Raw genomic sequence first — 17,518 nt, 5'->3', positions numbered from 1 at the left:
AATGGTTGGGTGTGAACGGGGCTCAGTCTTCGACGACGCCCATCAGATCGTCCTCGCGCATCACGAGGACTTCCTTGTCGCTCAGGCCGAGCTTGACCTCGGTACCGGCGTACTTGCCGAACAGCACCTTGTCGCCGACCTTGACCTGCAACTTGCGCACTTCGCCGTTGTCCAGCATCTTGCCCGGGCCGACCGCGAGCACTTCGCCCAGGATCGGTTTTTCGGTCGCCGAGTCGGGCAGTACAATGCCGCCCGCGCTCTTGCGTTCCTCTTCCATGCGACGGATCACGACGCGGTCGTGAAGGGGACGAATGTTCATTCATGCCTCCGGTAATGAACTGCGAAAAAATCCAGCCGGACCCGCACGTTTCAGGAACGGGCTGCCGGGGTGCATTAGCACTCTCGTGCCGAGAGTGCCAAATGATAGGCGCAACGCCCCTCGCGTCAAGGGGGCGCACCGCTCACCCGGACCAGATGGGGCCTTGGAGAGCGCTTTGCAAGGGTCTGGGCAAGGCCTGGGCGCCAAGGCCTGAGCCGGCATGACCACCGATGTTCTGCCCTATCGCCTGGTGCTGTCGGCCTGTGCCGATGGCACCAGTGCCGCACGAATCGCCGACACGCTGGTCGAAGAAGGCCTGGCTGCCTGTGTCACGCTGTTGCCGGGTGCCCGCTCCGTGTATCGATGGCAGGGACAACTGGAAAGGACCGACGAATGCCTGCTGCTGATCAAGGCTCGCGCCGACGACTACCCGGCGCTCGAACGCCGGCTGCTGGAGCTGCATCCTTATGAAGTGCCGGAGCTGCTGGCGCTGCCGGTGCTGGCCGGCAATCCGGCATATCTGGCCTGGCTGGACGCGCGGGGTGGGTAGGGCTCTGGCGCTGCTGGCCGGCTGCCTGCTGGTGCCTGCTGCCACGGCCGACCTGGCCGACCTGCTGGGCGACAAGCCCGCCGTCCTGAGCCCGCAACAGGCCTTTGCGCCGCAACTGGTGGCCGGCGCCGACGGCAGGCTGCAGGTGCAGTTTCGCATCGCGCCCGGTCATTACCTGTACCGCGACCGTCTGCAACTGACCGACGCCACCGGCGCGCCGCTGCATGCCCAGCTACCGCCGGGCGATATCTATGAAGATCCCGAGTTCGGCCGCGTGGCGGTCCTGCGCGGCGACCAGAACATTCACCTCCCCATTCCCGCCCGCCCGGGCGCGGCCGTCGGCCTGCGCTACCAGGGCTGCGCGCAGGATCGGCTGTGCTACGCGCCGGTCAGCGTGCAGCTGCAACTTCCGGAGTGATTGCCGATGAGTCTGCGTCGCCGGCTTGGCATTGCCGCACTGCTGCTCGTGGCCTTGGCCGCCGGCATGGCGCTGCGCACGTTTCTGCTGCCGGGACCGGCACTGGAAGCGATTACCGATGGCGCGGTGGTGGAGGACTTCTCCCTGCCAGACCTCGACGGCCAGCCGCGCCGACTGTCCGAGTTCGCCGGCAAGACGGTGGTACTGAATTTCTGGGCCAGCTGGTGCGGACCGTGCCTTGAGGAAATGCCGGATTTCATCGACCTGCAGAACCGCCATGGCAACCGCGGCGTGCAGTTCCTGGGCGTGGCGGTCGAACAGGCCGCGCCGGCTCGGGAACTGGCCACGCGCCTGAAGCTGAACTACCCGAGCCTGGTCGGCGACCTGGAGGCCATGGACATCGCCCGCCGGCTGGGCAATACCGCAGGCGTGCTGCCGTACACGGTGCTGATCGGCGCCGACGGCAAGGTACTGGCCCGACTGGAAGGCCGGGCCGATCCGCAGGATCTGGAAAAATGGCTGAACACGGCCGGCGCCGTGCAGGCTCCGGCCGACTGAGCAAGTGCCGCGCGATTGATCGCCCGGCACGGCCGGGCTCCTGCGGGACGACGATGCCTGACGGGCTGACATGAAGGAATTTGCCGACCGCCCGCTGCGCGTGCCGCAGGAGCCGCTGGCCTGGCACCTGTGGCGGATGACCCGCTGGCTGCTCGAACTGCGCCAGCCGCCGCGCCTGACCGAGCGGCGCGGCGGCTGGCGGGCGCCGCTGCGCGCGCTGCGCGACGGTCTGACCGCCAGCGGCCTGGCGGTTTTGCTGGCGAGCATCCTGCTGCTGTTGCTGGCCCGGCGCAGCAACCCGGGCTTCGACCTGAGCCTTGCCGCGGCGGGCCTGTCGCTGCTCGCCCTGAGCGCCGCCGTAGGACGGGTATGGCGCCCGCGCCTGCACCTGGTGCGCCTGAACCATGAGGTCGCCGTTGCCGGGCAGCCGTGTCGCGGCCAGGTGCGCCTGACCAACACGGGCCACCGCCCGGCGCGCGAGCTGATGTTGCGCGAGTGGCGCGGACCGGGCTGGCGGCCGGTGGCGCCGTCCCGCAGTGCCCTGATCGAGCGGCTGGAGGCCGGCGAAAGCCGCGTGTGCGAGACGGTCGTAATTCCCCGCGCGCGCGGCCTGCTGCGTTTGCCTGGTCTGGCCGTGCACAGCTTCTTTCCCTTGTTCCTGACCCGCAGCACGGTCGGCGCCGCGCTGCCGCTGGAGCTGGCGGTGCTGCCGCCGCCGCTGCCGGTGAGCCTGCCGCCGCTGCGCGAGCTGGCGACGCGCTGCCTCAGGACCGGTGTGCACGCGGCCCGTCATGCCGGGGCGCTCGAGTACGCCTACACCCGTCCGTATCAGATCGGCGATCCGTCGACGCGCCTGGACCATCGTGCCAGCGCGCGGCGGGGTGAGCTGATGTCGCGGGTGTTTCGCGGCGGCAGCGAGCTGCACGCCGACGGCATCGCCATCTGCTGCGACACGGCGGTGGCCGGTTTCGCACCCTGGCAGCGGCGGCCGCGCGATGCGGCCGCGCTCGACAGACGCCTGGCGCTGGTGCTGGAGCTGGTGGCCCACGCGCGGGCCGAGGCGCTGGCGCTGAACGCACTGGCGCTGGGCGCGGACTGGCAGCCGATTGACGACGAGGCCGCCCTGCACCGCGCCGTGGCGACCTGCCCACCGGCGCGCCAGACGCATCTGCCGGCGAGCCTGCCCGAAGCCGGCCTTTTGCATCTGCTGGTGACCGAGGACGCGACCGACACGATCACCGCGCAGGTCGCCGCCTGGCGGGCCGCCGGCCATCTGGTGCTGGTGTTTCGCCTGGCCGGGCGCGCGGGCCGGGCGCTGCCGCCCGGGCCGGGCAACCACGAGCTGGCCGCCTGATGCGCGCCGTGGATGTATTGCTGGCCATCGCCGTGGCGGCGGCCGGGGCGCACGTGCTGGTTTCCATGCAGTGGACCGCGCCGGCGCTGCTGTTCGGGGCCTTGGCATTGCTGGCGCCGCTGCCGGCCTGGTTCGGCTGGCAGCGGCCGCTGGCGCCGACGCCGGGACTGGCCTTCATCAGCTTCGTCAGCGGTGGCCTGCTCGGCTATCTGGGGCTGGCGGACTGGGCGCCGGTGGACTCCTGGGCGGCGGATTTTGCGGTGTTCGGCGGCCTGTGCCTGGCCGGCGTCGCATTGCTGCTGTGGCTGCTGGTCGCCAGGCCGCCGGCGCCCGCCGGCAAGGCCGGCGATCCGGCCACCGACACGCTGGTGGTGGCGGTGGTGATTCTGGCGCTGCTGATCCCGCGCCGGATCCCGCCGGCCGGCCTCACGCTGGCGCTGCCGTGGATCGGCGCGGCGGCCGCGGTGCTGGCGCCGATGGTGTCGCGGCTGGGCGGGCGGGCGCTGCTGCGCGCCGCGTGGCTGGTGCCGGTGCTGGCGCTGTTGCCGCTGGCGGAACCGGTCCTGCACGCTGCGCAGCGGCCCCTGCTGGGCGCCCTGTTCAGCGCCCTGCCGGCGCCGCGTGGCGAGACCGGCTTTGCGCCGCTGGCCCGGCTGCGGGCGGACGGCTTTCTGCGCCCGGCGCGGCGGCCGGTGCTGCGCCTGTGGGTCACTAGTGGCACGCCGCCACCGTATTTGGTCGGCAACCGCCTGCTGACGCTGGATGCCGGTTACGAGTGGAAGGGCGTCGATTCCGCTCAGCCGGAGCTGGCGCGCGAAACCACCGCCAGCGGCCAGCGCTACCGGCTCGCGCCGGGCACGGCCAGCTGGTCGCTGGCGGCGCACAGCCTGCGCCGCGACAACCTGATCTTCGTGCCGCCGGGCACGCAGACCGTCGATCTGTCCGAAGCGGCCCTGAGCCGCGACCCGGCCGGGGTGTTGCAGGCGCAGTTCACGGGCCGCGGCGAGCGCCGCTGGCAGGCCGCCGGCGGGCCACCCGCGGCCGAAGCGGCGGCCGCGGCCGAGGCGCGGGCACTGCCGGCGTTCTGGGACGCCGAGCTGCAGGCCGCGGCCGGCCGCCTGGCCGGCGCGAATCGGGCGCAGACCGCGGGCCGCATCGGCACCGAGCTGCGCGCCCGCCGCTACAGCCTGAATTACCGGCTCGACCGGCAGGCGCCGTTTCGGGATTTCTTCATCAACCGCAAGCCGGCGCACTGCTTCTGGTACGCCACTGCGGCCGTGCTCGCGCTGCGGGCCAACGGCGTGCCGGCGCGCCTGGTGACCGGCTATCGGGTCAGCGAGCCGCTGGACGGCGGCCTGTGGCTGGTGCGCGAGCGCGATGCCCACGCCTGGGCCGAGTGGCAGGACGCGGCCGGTCATTGGCAGACGCTGGATGCGACGCCGCTCGATTACGGCGCGGCCGTGGCCGACTACGGTGGCGGCGCCCTGGAGCGCGCCTGGCAGCGCCTGGCGGCGCGCCTGGATGCCTGGTGGCAGGGCGTGGAACTGACCGACGGCCAGGTACAGGCGGTGCTGCTGGCGGGTCTGGCGGTGCTGGCCGGCCTGTTCGTGCGCGAGTACCGGCGCCTGCGCCGGGTCGCCGCGCAGGCGGCCAACAGTCGCGAATGGCTGCGCCTGTGGCGGCGCTTCCTGCGCACCAGCGGCCTGCCGGAACGACCGCAGTGGACGGCTTCCGATTACCTGGCGCGGCTGCCGGACGGCTGGTCGGCGCCGCGCCGCGCCGCCGCCCGGCGGTTCCTGGAACTGTACGCCGCCGCGCGCTTTGCGCCGGACGCGGCGCCGACCGCGGCGGCCGCGGCGCTGCGCGATCTGCGCCGCCGCCGATTGTCCGGATAGGGCGTATCTGGTACTTTTTGCGCGCTTTTTTCCCGCTTTTTGCCACCCGGACGCGCATGCCGAAATACATCTTCGTTACCGGTGGCGTGGTCTCCTCGCTGGGCAAGGGGATCGCCGCCGCCTCCATCGGCGCGCTGCTGGAGTCGCGTGGCCTGAAGGTCACCTTCCTGAAGCTTGATCCGTACCTGAACGTCGACCCGGGCACCATGAGCCCGTTCCAGCACGGCGAGGTCTACGTCACCGCCGACGGCGCCGAGACCGACCTCGATCTGGGCCACTACGAGCGCTTCGGGCGCATGCCGATGCGCCGCGCCAACAACTTCACAGCCGGCCAGGTCTACGAGGCGGTGCTGCGCAACGAGCGCCGCGGCGAGTACCTGGGGCGCACCGTGCAGGTCATCCCGCACGTCACCGACGAGATCAAGCGCTGCATCGTCGAGGGCGCCGGCGACGCCGACGTGGCGCTGGTGGAGGTCGGCGGCACGGTGGGCGACATCGAGTCGCTACCGTTCCTGGAGGCCATCCGCCAGATGGGCCTGGAGCGCCCGCACCACGACGTGCTGTACATGCACCTGACGCTGGTGCCGTACCTGCGCGCCAGCGGCGAGATCAAGACCAAGCCCACGCAGCACTCGGTCAAGGAGCTGCAGGCCATCGGCATCCGCCCGGACGTGCTGCTGTGCCGCACCGAGCAGCCGCTGCCGGAGGAAGAACGGCGCAAGATCGCCCTGTTCACCAACGTGCCGCGCGAGGCCGTGATCTCGGCCGAGGACCTGGACAACATCTACAAGATTCCGCGCCATTATCACGATCAGGGCCTGGACGATTTCGTCGCCCGCCGCCTCGACCTGCCGGTCGGCACCTCGCGCCTGGACGCCTGGGACCGCTACATCCACGACTTCGAGCACCCGACCGCGGCGGTGGACATCGCCCTGGTCGGCAAGTACATCGACCTGGCCGATTCCTACAAGTCCCTGAACGAGGCGCTCGATCACGCCGCCGCCCACACCCGCACGAAAGTCAACGTGCACTACATCGACGCCGAGTCCCTGCACAGCGACGACACCGCCTGCCTGGCCGGCATGGATGCCATCCTGGTGCCGGGCGGCTTTGGCGAGCGCGGCATCGAGGGCAAGATCGCCGCCGTGCGCTTCGCGCGCGAGCACGGTCTCCCGTACCTGGGCATCTGTCTGGGCCTGCAGGTGGCGGTGATCGAGTTCGCACGCAACGTCGCCGGCATGCACGGCGCCCACAGCACCGAGTTCGATCCGGCCACGCCGCAGCCGGTGGTGGCCCTGATCACCGAATGGCTGGACGAAAGCGGCCGCCTCGAGCAGCGCACCGCCGGCACCGACCTGGGCGGCACCATGCGCCTGGGCGGCCAGACCTGCCTGCTCGCCGAGGACACCCTGGCGCGGCGCATCTACGGCAAGGAGCGCATCGTCGAGCGCCATCGCCATCGTTACGAAGTGAACCCGCGCCTGCTGCCGGCCCTGGAGGCGGCGGGTCTGGTGGTGTCCGGCCGCTCCGAGCAGGGCGGCCTGGTCGAGATCATCGAACTGCCGGATCACCCGTGGTTCATCGGCTGCCAGTTCCACCCGGAGTTCACCTCCAACCCGCGCGACGGCCACCCGCTGTTCGGCAGCTTCGTCGAGGCGGCGCGCATCCACCGCGCCGCGCGCGCCCCGCATCCGGTGCCGGCATGAACCTGTGCGGATTCGAGGTCGGCCTGGACCGGCCGCTGTTCCTGATCGCCGGGCCGTGCGTGGCGGAAAGCCGCCAGCTGGCGCTCGACACCGCCGCCACGCTCAAGGACATCTGCGCCCGGCTGGGCGTGCCGTTCATCTTCAAGGCCTCGTTCGACAAGGCCAATCGCAGTTCCGGCAAGTCCTTTCGCGGTCCGGGCCGGGACGCCGGCCTGGCGATCCTGGCCGAGGTGCGCGAGACGCTCGGCGTGCCGGTACTGACCGACGTGCACACACCGGATGACGTGCAGGCCGCCGCGCAGGTGGTGGACGTGCTGCAGACGCCGGCCTTTCTGTGCCGCCAGACCGATCTGATCGAAGCCGCCGCCGCCAGCGGCAAGCCGGTCAACATCAAGAAGGGCCAGTTCCTGGCGCCGGACGACATGGCGCAGGTGGTGGCCAAGGCCAACGCCGCCGGCGGCGAAGGCCGGGTCATGGTGTGCGAGCGCGGCGTGTCCTTCGGTTACCACAACCTGGTGGTCGACATGCGCGGCCTGGCCGTGATGCGGCAAACCGGCTGCCCGGTGGTGTTCGACGCCACGCACTCGGTGCAACTGCCCGGCGGGCAGGGCGACCGTTCCGGCGGCCAGCGCGAATTCGTGCCGGTGCTGGCGCGGGCCGCCGTGGCCGCCGGCGTGGCCGGACTGTTCATGGAAACCCACCCCGACCCGGCCCGCGCGCTGTCCGACGGACCCAACGCCTGGCCGCTGGACCGCATGGAAAACCTGCTGCAAACCCTGGTCAGCCTGGACCGCACCGTCAAGGCCGCCGGTTTTGCCGAGCAGGCCCTGATGCAATCAACCTGAGACCCCGATGAGCACGATCGTCGATATCAAGGCCCGCGAAATCCTCGACTCGCGCGGCTTTCCCACCGTGGAAGTGGACGTCCTGACCGACAGCGGCCAGCTGGGCCGGGCGGCGGTGCCCTCGGGCGCCTCCACCGGTTCGCGCGAAGCGCTGGAACTGCGCGACGGCGACGCTGCCCGCTATGGCGGCAAGGGCGTGCGCAAGGCGGTCGACAACGTGCTGCGGGAAATCCTGCCGGCGGTGCGCGGCCTGGACCCGGCCGACCAGCGCGGCCTGGACGACGTGCTGCTCAAACTCGACGGCACCGACAACAAGGCGCGCCTGGGCGCCAACGCCACACTGGCGGTGTCCCTGGCGGCCGCCCATGCGGCCGCCGCGGCGCGCGGGCTGCCGCTGTACCGGCACATCAACCTGCTGTGCGGCGGCGTCGACATGTGCCTGCCGGTGCCGATGATGAACATCCTGAACGGCGGCGCGCATGCCGACAACAGCGTCGACTTGCAGGAATTCATGGTCATCCCGGCCGGCATGCCGAGCTTCTCGGAAGCCCTGCGCTGCGGCGCCGAGATTTTCCAGGCCCTCAAGCGCCGCCTGCGCGCACGGGGCCTTAACACCGCCGTCGGCGACGAAGGCGGCTTCGCGCCGGATCTCGCCTCGAACGAAGAAGCCTTGAAGGTGGTGCTCGACAGCATCGGCGATGCCGGCTATGCCGCCGGGACACAGGTGCTGCTGGCGCTCGACGTGGCCAGCAGCGAGTTCTACAAGGCTGGCCGCTACGAGCTCGAATCCGAGAAGCGCAGCCTGACGTCGGCCGAATTCGTTGCGTACCTGGCCGATCTGGCCGACCGCTACCCGGTGATCTCCATCGAGGACGGCCAGGCCGAGGACGACTGGGACGGCTGGAAGCTGCTCACCGAGCGCCTGGGCAAGCGCGTGCAGCTGGTCGGCGACGACCTGTTCGTGACCAACCCGGCCACGCTGCAGAAGGGCATCACGGCCGGCGTGGCCAACTCCATCCTGATCAAGGTGAACCAGATCGGCACGCTGTCGGAAACGCTGGACGCCGTGCGCCTGGCGCGCAGCGCCGGCTACACGGCGGTGATCTCGCACCGCTCGGGCGAGACCGAGGACACCACCATCGCCGACATCGCGGTCGGCAGCGGCGCCGGGCAGATCAAGACCGGCTCGCTGTCCCGCTCGGACCGGGTGGCCAAATACAACCGCCTGCTGCGCATCGAGCAGGAGCTGGGTGCCGCGGCGCGCTATCCGGGCGCCGGCGTGTTCGGGTCGCTCGCCCGCTGATGCCCATGCGCGCCGGCCTGCTTGCGCTGTTGCTGGTCATGCTCGGCCTGCAACACCGTTTGCTGGTGGCGCCCGGCAACCTGTTCGAGCTTGGCGAGCTGCAGGACCGGGTCGTGCGCGAACGCGACGCGGTCGACCAGCTGGCCGAACGCAACGCGCAGCTCACGGCCGAGGTCGAGGACCTGCGCAGCGGCGTGACTGCCGTGGAAGACCGCGCCCGCAGCGAGCTTGGCATGATCAAGCCCGGCGAGACCTTCATCCGCGTCATCGAGTAGGCGTCCGGTGGCGGAAGCCCTGCCGAGCGCCGACCACTGGGCGATCGTGCCCGCCGCCGGCATCGGCGTGCGCATGGGCGCGGACCTGCCCAAGCAGTACCTGCCGCTGGCCGGCGCACCCGTGCTGGTGCACACCCTCGAACGCCTGGCCGCACACCCGCGCGTCGCCGGCATCGTGCTGGCGCTGCGCGAGGCCGATCCGTACTGGCAGGCGCTCGGCTTCACCTGCGCCAAACCGCTGCAGGTGGTGACCGGTGGCGCCAGCCGTGGCGCGTCCGTGCTGGCCGCACTCGACTGGCTGGCCGACCGCCAGCAGCCGCAAACGCCAGTGCTGGTGCACGACGCCGTGCGCCCGCTGCTGCATGCGGGCGACATCCACAGCCTGTGCGCCGAGCCGCTGGAGGAGCACGGCTGCCTGCTGGCCACGCCGCTGACCGACACCGTAAAGCGCGCCGACGCCGCCGGCCGGGTGCGCGAAACCGTGCCGCGCGAGGGCCTGTGGACGGTGCAGACGCCGCAGCGGTTTCGGCTTGATGTGCTGCGGACGGCGCTGGCCGGTGCGCTGGCTGCCGACCAGGAACCCACCGACGAGGCCCAGGCCATGGAAAGCGCAGGCTTTCGCCCGCGCCTGCTGGCCGGCCGGCGCGACAACATCAAGATCACCGTGGCGCAGGACCTGCCCCTGGCCGAGTGCCTGCTGGCCGCGCAAGCGCGCTTCGATCGCACTGCCCAAAGCACCCCGGAGACCTGATGCGCATCGGCCACGGCTACGACCTGCACGCCCTGGCGCCCGCCCGACCCCTGGTGCTGGGTGGCGTCCAGATCCCCCACAGCCACGGCCCGATTGCGCACTCCGATGGTGACGTGCTGCTGCACGCCCTGGCCGACGCGCTGCTGGGCGCGGCGGCCCTGGGCGACATCGGCCAGCACTTTCCGGACACCGATCCGGCCTATGCAGGCGCAGACAGCCGCCTGCTCTTGCGGCGCGTGGTTGCGCTGGTACGCGAAGCCGGTTACTCGGTGGTCAACATCGACGCCACCGTGCTGGCGCAGCGGCCCAAGCTCGCCCCGCATCGGGACGCCATGCGCGCCAACATCGCCGCCGATCTGGGCCTCGACATCGACGCCGTCAGCGTCAAGGCCACCACCACCGAGGGCCTGGGTCCGGTCGGCCGCGGCGAGGCGATCGCCGCCCACGCCGTGTGCCTGCTGGCGCGCGCCTGATCAGAAGCGACCCGCCACGACCCGCTGTAGCGGCTTCGCTGCGCGATGGACGACGGACCGGCCCTACGCGAGGACGCATCGCCCGGCGAGCCGGGCTCCAGTCCTCCGATGACTCACTGGTAGCCACTGATTCTGGCAGCGCGTGCCGGCGCTGCGGGAAGCTGAATACCTCCGTGTTTCGTTAGACGACCCGCCGCCACACTGCGGCGCGGCCATCACCCTGCACCCGCCCTTCCGCCGCCAGCTTGATCAGATGCGCATAAACCGACAGTTCGGCCAATGCGTGCAGGGCCTTCGGGACGCCGACGTAGAGTTCGGCCACCAGGTCCGGGATGCTGCGCCCGCCCCCACCCTCCAGCACCTTGAGAATGGCCGCCTCGCGCGCCAGGCGGTGGTCGATGACCTGTTGCACGGTGGCCTGCGCGCCTTCCATGAGCCGGCCGTGCCCGGGGGCGATACGCTCGACGGGCTCCTGCTGCAGGCGCCGCAAGGACGCCAGATAGGCCGCCATGTCGCCATCGGGCGGCGCGATCACCACCGTGGTGCCATCCATCAGATGGTCGCCGGCGAACAGCAGGCGCTGCGTTTCGAGCAGGTAGCAGATGTGGTCGGCGGCGTGGCCGGGTGTGCGCAGGGCGCGCAGCGGACCGGCGTCGGTCGGCAGGATATCGCCATCGGCCAGTACCCGGTCGGGCGCGAAGCCCGGCGTGCTGACGCCGGCCAGCGCGATGCCGCTGCCGTACACCGGCACGCCGCAGTCGCGGGCCAGTTCCCGCGCGCCGGGGGCGTGGTCCGGGTGGGCGTGCGTGACCAGCACGGCGGTGATGGCATCGCCTGCGGCGCGCTTGATGGCATCCAGATGCGCCGGGGCGTCGCAGGCCGGATCGATGACCAGCACCTGACGGCTGCCGACCAGATAGGTATTGGTGCCGGGGCCGGTCATCAGGCCCGGATTGGGCGCGGTGATGCGCCGCACGCCGGGCCACACGTCGACGGCCGCCGCGAATGGGAACTCGGCGCGGATCTGTGGCGTATCGAAGGGGTTGCCGGCAGCGTTCACAGGGCCACTCCACGCAGGTCGATTTCTTCCACGCCTTCCGGCAGCGGCAGGCGCACCCGCTCGGGCTTGCCGTCGGCGCCGATGATCAGTTGCGGCAGTATCGCCGGCACCTGCCCGATGCTGCGTACCGCCGCCAGCAGGGCATCGACCGTCGGGTACCGGGCCAGGAATTCGAGCTGCTTGCGCGTGGCCGGTACCAGGTTGAAGCCGCCGGCCGCGTGCCGCGCCAGGGCCTCCTGCGGACGGACCCAGCAATGGTCGACGGTTTCCTCGCCGTCGTGCAGTGGTTCCTGACCGAGCGGCGCCCGGCACAGGAAAAACCGCGTGTCGTAGCGCCGCGGCATGCCCTCGGGCGTGATCCAGTGGCTGTAGTAATGGACCTGGTCCAGCGGCAGGCGCAGGTGCTCGCGTTCGCAGATGGCCGCCAGCGTGGTCTGACCGGCATTCAGCGCCGCCCGGTACGCCGCGAAGCGCTGCTGCGTTGCCGGCTCGTGCAGGCTCAAGGTCTGCCCGGCGGCATCGGCCGCCAGCAGCACGCCGGCTTCCTCGAAACACTCGCGAATCGCCGCCAGGTAGAACGCCAGGCCGCCTTGGGCGATGCCCAGACGCGCGCTGGCCTGGCGGGCGTCGAGCCCGCTGCACACACGCTGTGCCTGCGCGCCGCCGTCGCTGCGGTCGACCCCGCCGCCGGGGAATACATAAGCCCCGGCATTGAAATCGCTCTTGACCGTGCGCAGCAGCATGAACACATCGAAGCCCGGCGCGCCGTCGCCCGCCTCGCGCACCAGCACCACCGTGGCGGCATCTCGAAGGGTCATGGTCGTCTGCTCCGTATGAGGGGTCAGCGCAGGCTGACTGAACGGCCATTATGGCCCGCACGGATGGCCGGCCGGCTCGCTCGTGCCGCTTTCGCGGCTTAAGATCGGGACCATGCGCGCCTTCCTGGCAATAGCGAACCTGCGCCACCGCTGTCGTTGGCGCTGCCTGCTCATGCTGGCGTTGCTGGCCGCACTTGTGGCGGCTGCAATGGCCGTGCCCGAGCGCGCCCGGCTCTACGCCGAGCAGACCCTCGCCGAAACCACCGGCGGCACCGCCCATGTGGCAGCGCTCGATTTCGACCCTTTGCGGCTGGCGCTGCGGATCGACGGCCTGCACCTGAGCGATCCCGATGGCGCCCTGCTGCTGGCGGTGGACAGTGCCATGGCCGACCTTGCGGTCGACTCCCTGTGGACACGCAGCGTGCATCTTGACGCCTTGACGGTACGCGGTGCGCGCGGGCAGCTCGGTCTCCTGGAGGGCGGCGGCATCAGCCCGCAACTGCCGGCCGGCGGCGGCGATGGCGGTCCGCCGCCGCGGCTGCGCATCGACCGGATGAACGTCGATGGCAGCGCGCTTGTCGTGCGCGACGCCAGTGCACGGCCGGCGGCCGCGCTGCGCCTGACCGATCTGGTCGTGTCGATGGCCGGCTTCGACAGCCAGGCCGCAGAACCGATTCCCGTGCTGTTGCGGGGCCGCGCAGGCGGCGGCACGCTGCGCCTGCAGGCCGATCTCGTGCCGGCGCCGCTGGCGCTCGACGGCCGCTTCTCATTGCAGGGCATCGACGCCGAACCGGCGCTGGCCTACCTGGAACGCGCGCTACCCCTGAAAGCGCGTGGGGGAAAAATCGACGCCAACGCCACGCTATCGCTGGCTGCCGGCGGGGCGGTGCGACTCAGCGACGGTCGCATGAGCCTGCGCCAGACCGCGCTTGCCGATGCCAGCGACGCCCCGCTGGCGCAGATTGCCGAACTGGCCGTGGATGAACTGGCCCTCGATCTGGCCGCCCGGCGCGTGTCCGTGGGCCGGATCAGCGGACGCGACAACTGGTTGGCGCTGGCGCGGGCAGCCGACGGACGAATCAACCTTCAGGACTTGACCCGCCAGGCCGGCAACGACGAAACGGATCCCGCCGGCCCAAGCTGGCAGGTCACGCTGGGCGCCCTGGCGCTGACCGGCCAGCGCCTGAGCATCAGCGATGAAACGGTGCAGCCGGCGCTGCACCAGGACCTCACGCTGGAGCAGGTCGACATCGGTGCGCTGGGCGCGCCGGACAAGGTGCCGGTGAGCCTCACCGGCAGCCTGGCGGACGGTGGCACCTTCGGGCTGGCCGGCGAGGCGGTGTTGCCAGCCGGCCCGGCCGAGCTTGAAATCACCGCCAAGGGCCTGCCCCTGCCGCCGCTGGCGCCCTACCTGCCGGACGTCGGCCCGGTCGCCTTGCGCAGCGGTACGGCAGCGGCCACCGGACAGCTGACGCTCGGCGGGCCGGGGCCGGAATTCCGCGGCCAGGTCACGCTGTCCCGTGTCGATCTGTGGGACACCGAACGCGACGAGGCGCTGCTGGCGCTGCGCACGCTGCGCGTGGATCAGCTGCAGGCCAGCGCGCAGGGCGTCACGTCCAGCAAGATCTGGATCAACCGGCCAGTGCTGCGGGCTGTCATCACCGAGAACCGGCAAAGCAACCTGTCGCGCTTCGGGCCACGCGACGTGGCGCCAGTCACCGACTCACCAGTGACCAACGATGGCCCCGGGCCGGCGCCGATGCGCTTCGCAGTCGACACGGTGCGCGTCAGTCGCGGCACGCTCCACATCGAAGACCACAGCCTGACGCCGCATTTCGCGGTCAGCATCGAGCAGCTGAAAGGCAACATCGACGGCCTGGCGAGTGATGCCACGCAGCCGGCGCGCGTCGTGCTGAACGGTCGCATCGACCAGTACGCGCCAGCCACGGTCGAGGGCAGCTTTACCGTCGGCGTACCGCGCGAAGCCGCGTTCAAGCTGTCCTTCACCGGGGTCGAGATGGCGACCTTCACGCCCTACGTGAGCAGGTTTGCCGGCTACCGCATCGAGCGCGGCACGCTGGACGTGGACCTCGATTACACGGTAAGCGGGCCACAGGTGATCGGCAACAACCGAATCATCCTCAACCGTCTGGTGCTGGGCGAGCGGGTGGACAGTCCGGACGCGCTCGACCTGCCGCTGACCCTGGCCCTGGCAGTGCTCAAGGACTCGCGCGGAGTCATCGACGTCGCCCTGCCGCTGCGCGGCGATCTCTCGAACCCGCAGTTCGACTACGGCGCCCTGATCGGCAAGGCGATCAGGGCGCTCGTGGTCAAGGCGGTGAAAACACCCTTCACCCTGCTGGCGCGCCTGGTCGGCGGCAAGGCAAAAGACCTGCGGACAGTCGCGTTCGCCCCCGGCAGCGCGCAGTTGCCGGCGGCGCAGATGGAACCCCTGCAGAAAGTGGCGCAGGCCCTCATCGCGCGGCCGCAGCTCACGCTGCACATCCACCCGCTGGCAGACCAGAACGACGCCCGGGCCCTGGCGCAGCAGGCGCTGGGGGCGGCCCTCGGCCAGGCGGGCGGTGAAGATGATGATCCGTTCGAGGGCGATGCCGACTGGACCGAGCGCCTGATCGCGCTGTACGAAGAGCGTTTCGGCAACGAGCCGCCGGCAGTGCCCGCACCGGCCGATACCCAGCCGACTGCTGCCGAGCAGCGCGCCGCGGCGGCGCGCGCCGGGCGTGAGCGCCTGCTGGCCGCCATGGCTCCGGATACGGCGGCCCTGCGGGCGCTGGCGCAGGCACGCGGCGAGGCAATCCGCGCCGCACTGATGGACAATGGCGTGCCGGTCCGGCGCCTGACTATCGTGCTGCCGGCCGAGGATGCGCCGCTGCAGCCTTCGGCCACCAGCGAACTGGTGCTGGCGACTTCCTGAGGAAACGCACCGTTCGCGGCGACGGCGCCGCTCCCACACTCTTCGAGGCGGTGTGGGAGGCCCGCTCCCGGGCCGAATGCGCATGGATTCATTTTCAAGCCACGACACAAGAGGAGAGACCCGTGACAATTCTGGTAACCGGCGGCTGTGGCCTGGTGGGCTCGTTTGCGGTGCGCGAGGCGGCGGCTCGCGGCGTGCCGGTGGCGGCCTTCGACATGGTCTTGAAAACCGAACTGCTGGCCGACATCCGCGACAAGGTCACGCTGATGCAGGGCAACGTGCTGCACGCGCCGGACCTGTACCGGGCGGTGCGCGAGCTGGACGTGACGCGCATCCTGCACACGGCGAGCTTCCTCACCCCCGGCGCCTACGCGCGGCCCTACGCCAACGCCGAGCTGACCATCATGGGCACGCTGAACGTGCTCGAATGCGCCCGCGCCATGGGCATCAAGCGCGTCAGCTACGTGTCCACCGGCAAGACCGGGTGGACCGGCGCGGCCTTCTCCGGAACGCTCAATACCGGCAAGTTCGACATCCCCGCCGATCCCTACGCCAGCGCCAAGGTCGGCGCCGAGCTGCTGGCCAACGACTATCGCCAGCTGTACGACCTGGACGTGCGCATCCTGCGCCTGGGCGGGCAGGTGTACGGGCCGGGCTTCGCCTTTGCCGGCGCCGTCGGCCAGGGCCTGCAGCCGTTCATCGAGAAGCCGCTGCGCGGCGAGCCGGTGCACTACGACAATCCGCTGCTGGCCTACTCGGCACCCATCATCCCCATGCTGTACGGCGCCGACGCCGGTCGCGGCTGCATGACTGCCACCCTGGCCGCCGACCTGCCGCACGTGGTCTACGACATCAACGCGCCGGTCGCCAGCACGCTGTACCAGGTCGTGCAGGCGATCAAGGCGCTGATACCCGGCGCCGACATCGAGGTGCCCGAGGCACCGACCGAGGCCGGCCCATTCCGGGCCGGTCCGATTGCGCCCGACCCGCGCGCGCAGGCCGACTTCGGCTACCTGCCCGAGTACGACCTGATGCGCGGCCTGCGCGAGTACATCGCCTTCGTCAAGACCGGCCGCTACGCGGTCGTCAGCTGATTCCGGAGCAGTTTTCACCCATGAGCATCGGCACCATCCACATCGACGAACTGACGGTCCACTGCGTCATCGGCATCATCGAATCCGAGCGCCTGCACGACCAGCGCATCCTGATCGATGCGGAGCTGGATATCGATTTCGCCGCCGCTGCCGCCAGCGACAGCATCAACGACACCATCAACTACGCGGTGGCGGCCGAACACCTCACCCGGCTGGCCGTGGAAGGCCGGTTTTATCTGGTGGAGGCCTACGTCAGCCACGCCACGCAGCTGCTGCTGGAACGCTACCCGCAGGTGAGCCGGGTGCGCGTGCGCGTGCGCAAGCCGGACATCCTGCCGGCCGCGCGCAGCGTCGGCGTCAGCCTCGAACGGCGCCGATGACGGCGGCACCGACCGCCGACCTCAGCGGCCGCGTGGCGCTGGTCACCGGCGCTGCCCGGCGCACCGGCCGTGGCCTGGCCCTGGCCCTGGCGCGGGCCGGTGCGGACGTGGTGGTGCATTACGGCCGGTCGCGGCAGGACGCCGAAAGCGCGGTGGCCGAAATCGCCGCGCTCGGCCGGCGGGGGTTCGCGATCAGCGCCGATCTGGCGGTGCCGGGGCAAGCCGAAGCGCTGATCGAAGCCGCCCTGACGCAGGCCGGGCGCCTCGACATGCTGGTCAACAACGTCGGCAACTACCCGCTCGGCGACCCGCTCGGCCTGGCGCCGGAGCAGTTTCGCGCCACGCTGGAGACCAACCTCATCGCGCCCTACGCGCTGATCCGCGCCGCCCTGCCGGCGCTGGTGGCCTCCGGCATGGGCCACGTCATCAACCTCGGCTACGCCGGCGTCGAGCACCTGGTGGCCAACACCCGCGCCATGGCCTACCAGATTTCCAAGGCCGGACTGCTGGTGCTCACGCGCAGCCTGGCGCAAGCGCTGGGGCCGCAGGGCGTGCGCGTGAACATGGTCTCGCCCGGCCACATCGACAACTCGGTCGACCTGCCGGCGGACATCGAAAAGCACGTGCCGCTGGGCCGCCCGGCGCAGGTCGACGACATCGCCGGCGCACTGCTGTTTCTGCTGTCGCCAGCCGGCGGCTACATCACCGGCGCCAATATCGAGGTGGCCGGAGGCTATCGGCTGAGTCTGGCCGACACGCTGGATTGAGCGCGACGGCCGGCCGA

The 17,518-nt window shown here is 70.9% G+C and carries 18 protein-coding genes; 15 read left to right on the top strand and 3 right to left on the bottom strand.

Annotated elements, in window-relative coordinates; genetic code table 11:
* Positions 1 to 22 precede the first annotated feature (22 nt).
* Positions 23 to 319, bottom strand: a complete 297-nt coding sequence (locus tag H5U26_RS07170; RefSeq protein WP_290618108.1) for a co-chaperone GroES — start codon at positions 317 to 319, stop codon at positions 23 to 25.
* A 220-nt stretch (positions 320 to 539) separates the two neighbouring features.
* Between H5U26_RS07170 and cutA the strand changes: the two genes are divergently transcribed.
* The 11 genes from cutA (at position 540) to ispF (ending at position 10,447) form a co-directional block, all read left to right on the top strand.
* Positions 540 to 869 carry a divalent-cation tolerance protein CutA gene (cutA, locus tag H5U26_RS07165; RefSeq protein ID WP_290618106.1) on the top strand — a complete coding sequence of 110 codons (330 nt, stop codon included), beginning with the start codon at positions 540 to 542 and terminating at the stop codon, positions 867 to 869.
* Complete coding sequence (locus H5U26_RS07160; protein ID WP_290618105.1) at positions 862 to 1,287, top strand: protein-disulfide reductase DsbD domain-containing protein; 426 nt, start codon at positions 862 to 864, stop codon at positions 1,285 to 1,287. The genes cutA and H5U26_RS07160 overlap by 8 nt, the downstream gene beginning before the upstream one ends.
* Positions 1,288 to 1,293: 6 nt before the next feature.
* Positions 1,294 to 1,845 (top strand): TlpA disulfide reductase family protein, encoded by a 552-nt coding sequence (locus H5U26_RS07155; protein WP_290618102.1) that lies wholly within the window; start codon positions 1,294 to 1,296, stop codon positions 1,843 to 1,845.
* Between the two features lie 70 nt (positions 1,846 to 1,915).
* Positions 1,916 to 3,199 carry a DUF58 domain-containing protein gene (locus H5U26_RS07150; RefSeq protein WP_290618100.1) on the top strand — a complete coding sequence of 428 codons (1,284 nt, stop codon included), beginning with the start codon at positions 1,916 to 1,918 and terminating at the stop codon, positions 3,197 to 3,199.
* Positions 3,199 to 5,094 (top strand): transglutaminase domain-containing protein, encoded by a 1,896-nt coding sequence (locus H5U26_RS07145; RefSeq protein WP_290618098.1) that lies wholly within the window; start codon positions 3,199 to 3,201, stop codon positions 5,092 to 5,094. Before H5U26_RS07150 ends, H5U26_RS07145 begins: the two co-directional genes overlap by 1 nt.
* A 56-nt stretch (positions 5,095 to 5,150) precedes the next feature.
* Complete coding sequence (locus tag H5U26_RS07140; protein ID WP_290618096.1) at positions 5,151 to 6,800, top strand: CTP synthase; 1,650 nt, start codon at positions 5,151 to 5,153, stop codon at positions 6,798 to 6,800.
* A complete protein-coding gene (kdsA, locus tag H5U26_RS07135; protein WP_290618094.1) occupies positions 6,797 to 7,645 on the top strand; it encodes a 3-deoxy-8-phosphooctulonate synthase in 849 nt (282 codons plus the stop codon). Before H5U26_RS07140 ends, kdsA begins: the two co-directional genes overlap by 4 nt.
* Positions 7,646 to 7,652: 7 nt before the next feature.
* On the top strand, positions 7,653 to 8,948 hold the full coding sequence (eno, locus tag H5U26_RS07130; protein WP_290618092.1) for a phosphopyruvate hydratase: 1,296 nt from the start codon (positions 7,653 to 7,655) through the stop codon (positions 8,946 to 8,948).
* 5 nt (positions 8,949 to 8,953) lie between these two features.
* The gene (locus tag H5U26_RS07125) at positions 8,954 to 9,223 is read left to right on the top strand and encodes a septum formation initiator family protein (RefSeq protein ID WP_290618090.1); all 270 of its coding nucleotides are present in this window, start codon (positions 8,954 to 8,956) and stop codon (positions 9,221 to 9,223) included.
* A 7-nt stretch (positions 9,224 to 9,230) separates the two neighbouring features.
* Positions 9,231 to 9,974 carry a 2-C-methyl-D-erythritol 4-phosphate cytidylyltransferase gene (ispD, locus tag H5U26_RS07120; RefSeq protein WP_290618088.1) on the top strand — a complete coding sequence of 248 codons (744 nt, stop codon included), beginning with the start codon at positions 9,231 to 9,233 and terminating at the stop codon, positions 9,972 to 9,974.
* Positions 9,974 to 10,447, top strand: a complete 474-nt coding sequence (gene ispF, locus H5U26_RS07115; protein ID WP_290618086.1) for a 2-C-methyl-D-erythritol 2,4-cyclodiphosphate synthase — start codon at positions 9,974 to 9,976, stop codon at positions 10,445 to 10,447. The genes ispD and ispF overlap by 1 nt, the downstream gene beginning before the upstream one ends.
* A gap of 181 nt (positions 10,448 to 10,628) precedes the next feature.
* On the opposite strand, the gene H5U26_RS07110 is transcribed toward ispF, so the two are convergent.
* A complete protein-coding gene (locus H5U26_RS07110; RefSeq protein WP_290618084.1) occupies positions 10,629 to 11,507 on the bottom strand; it encodes an MBL fold metallo-hydrolase in 879 nt (292 codons plus the stop codon).
* On the bottom strand, positions 11,504 to 12,325 hold the full coding sequence (locus H5U26_RS07105) for an NUDIX domain-containing protein (RefSeq protein ID WP_290618082.1): 822 nt from the start codon (positions 12,323 to 12,325) through the stop codon (positions 11,504 to 11,506). Before H5U26_RS07105 ends, H5U26_RS07110 begins: the two co-directional genes overlap by 4 nt.
* A gap of 112 nt (positions 12,326 to 12,437) precedes the next feature.
* Here H5U26_RS07105 and H5U26_RS07100 point away from each other — a divergent pair, with 112 nt between their 5' ends.
* From H5U26_RS07100 to H5U26_RS07085, 4 genes are all read left to right on the top strand, one after another.
* Complete coding sequence (locus H5U26_RS07100; protein ID WP_290618080.1) at positions 12,438 to 15,260, top strand: DUF748 domain-containing protein; 2,823 nt, start codon at positions 12,438 to 12,440, stop codon at positions 15,258 to 15,260.
* Positions 15,261 to 15,382: 122 nt separating this feature from the next.
* Positions 15,383 to 16,354: an NAD(P)-dependent oxidoreductase gene (locus H5U26_RS07095; protein WP_290618078.1), complete on the top strand. Its 972-nt coding sequence runs from the start codon at positions 15,383 to 15,385 to the stop codon at positions 16,352 to 16,354.
* Between the two features lie 20 nt (positions 16,355 to 16,374).
* Entirely contained in the window at positions 16,375 to 16,734 is a 360-nt protein-coding gene (folB, locus tag H5U26_RS07090) for a dihydroneopterin aldolase (RefSeq protein WP_290618076.1), read from the top strand.
* Positions 16,731 to 17,501, top strand: coding sequence for an SDR family oxidoreductase (locus H5U26_RS07085; protein WP_290618074.1), 771 nt, complete (start codon positions 16,731 to 16,733; stop codon positions 17,499 to 17,501). The genes folB and H5U26_RS07085 overlap by 4 nt, the downstream gene beginning before the upstream one ends.
* Positions 17,502 to 17,518: the final 17 nt, after the last annotated feature.

The organism is Immundisolibacter sp. (assembly GCF_014359565.1).
GTDB lineage: Bacteria > Pseudomonadota > Gammaproteobacteria > Immundisolibacterales > Immundisolibacteraceae > Immundisolibacter.
The sequence above is the reverse complement of the archived record's forward strand: the minus strand, read 5'-3'. Positions and strand labels throughout refer to the sequence as shown.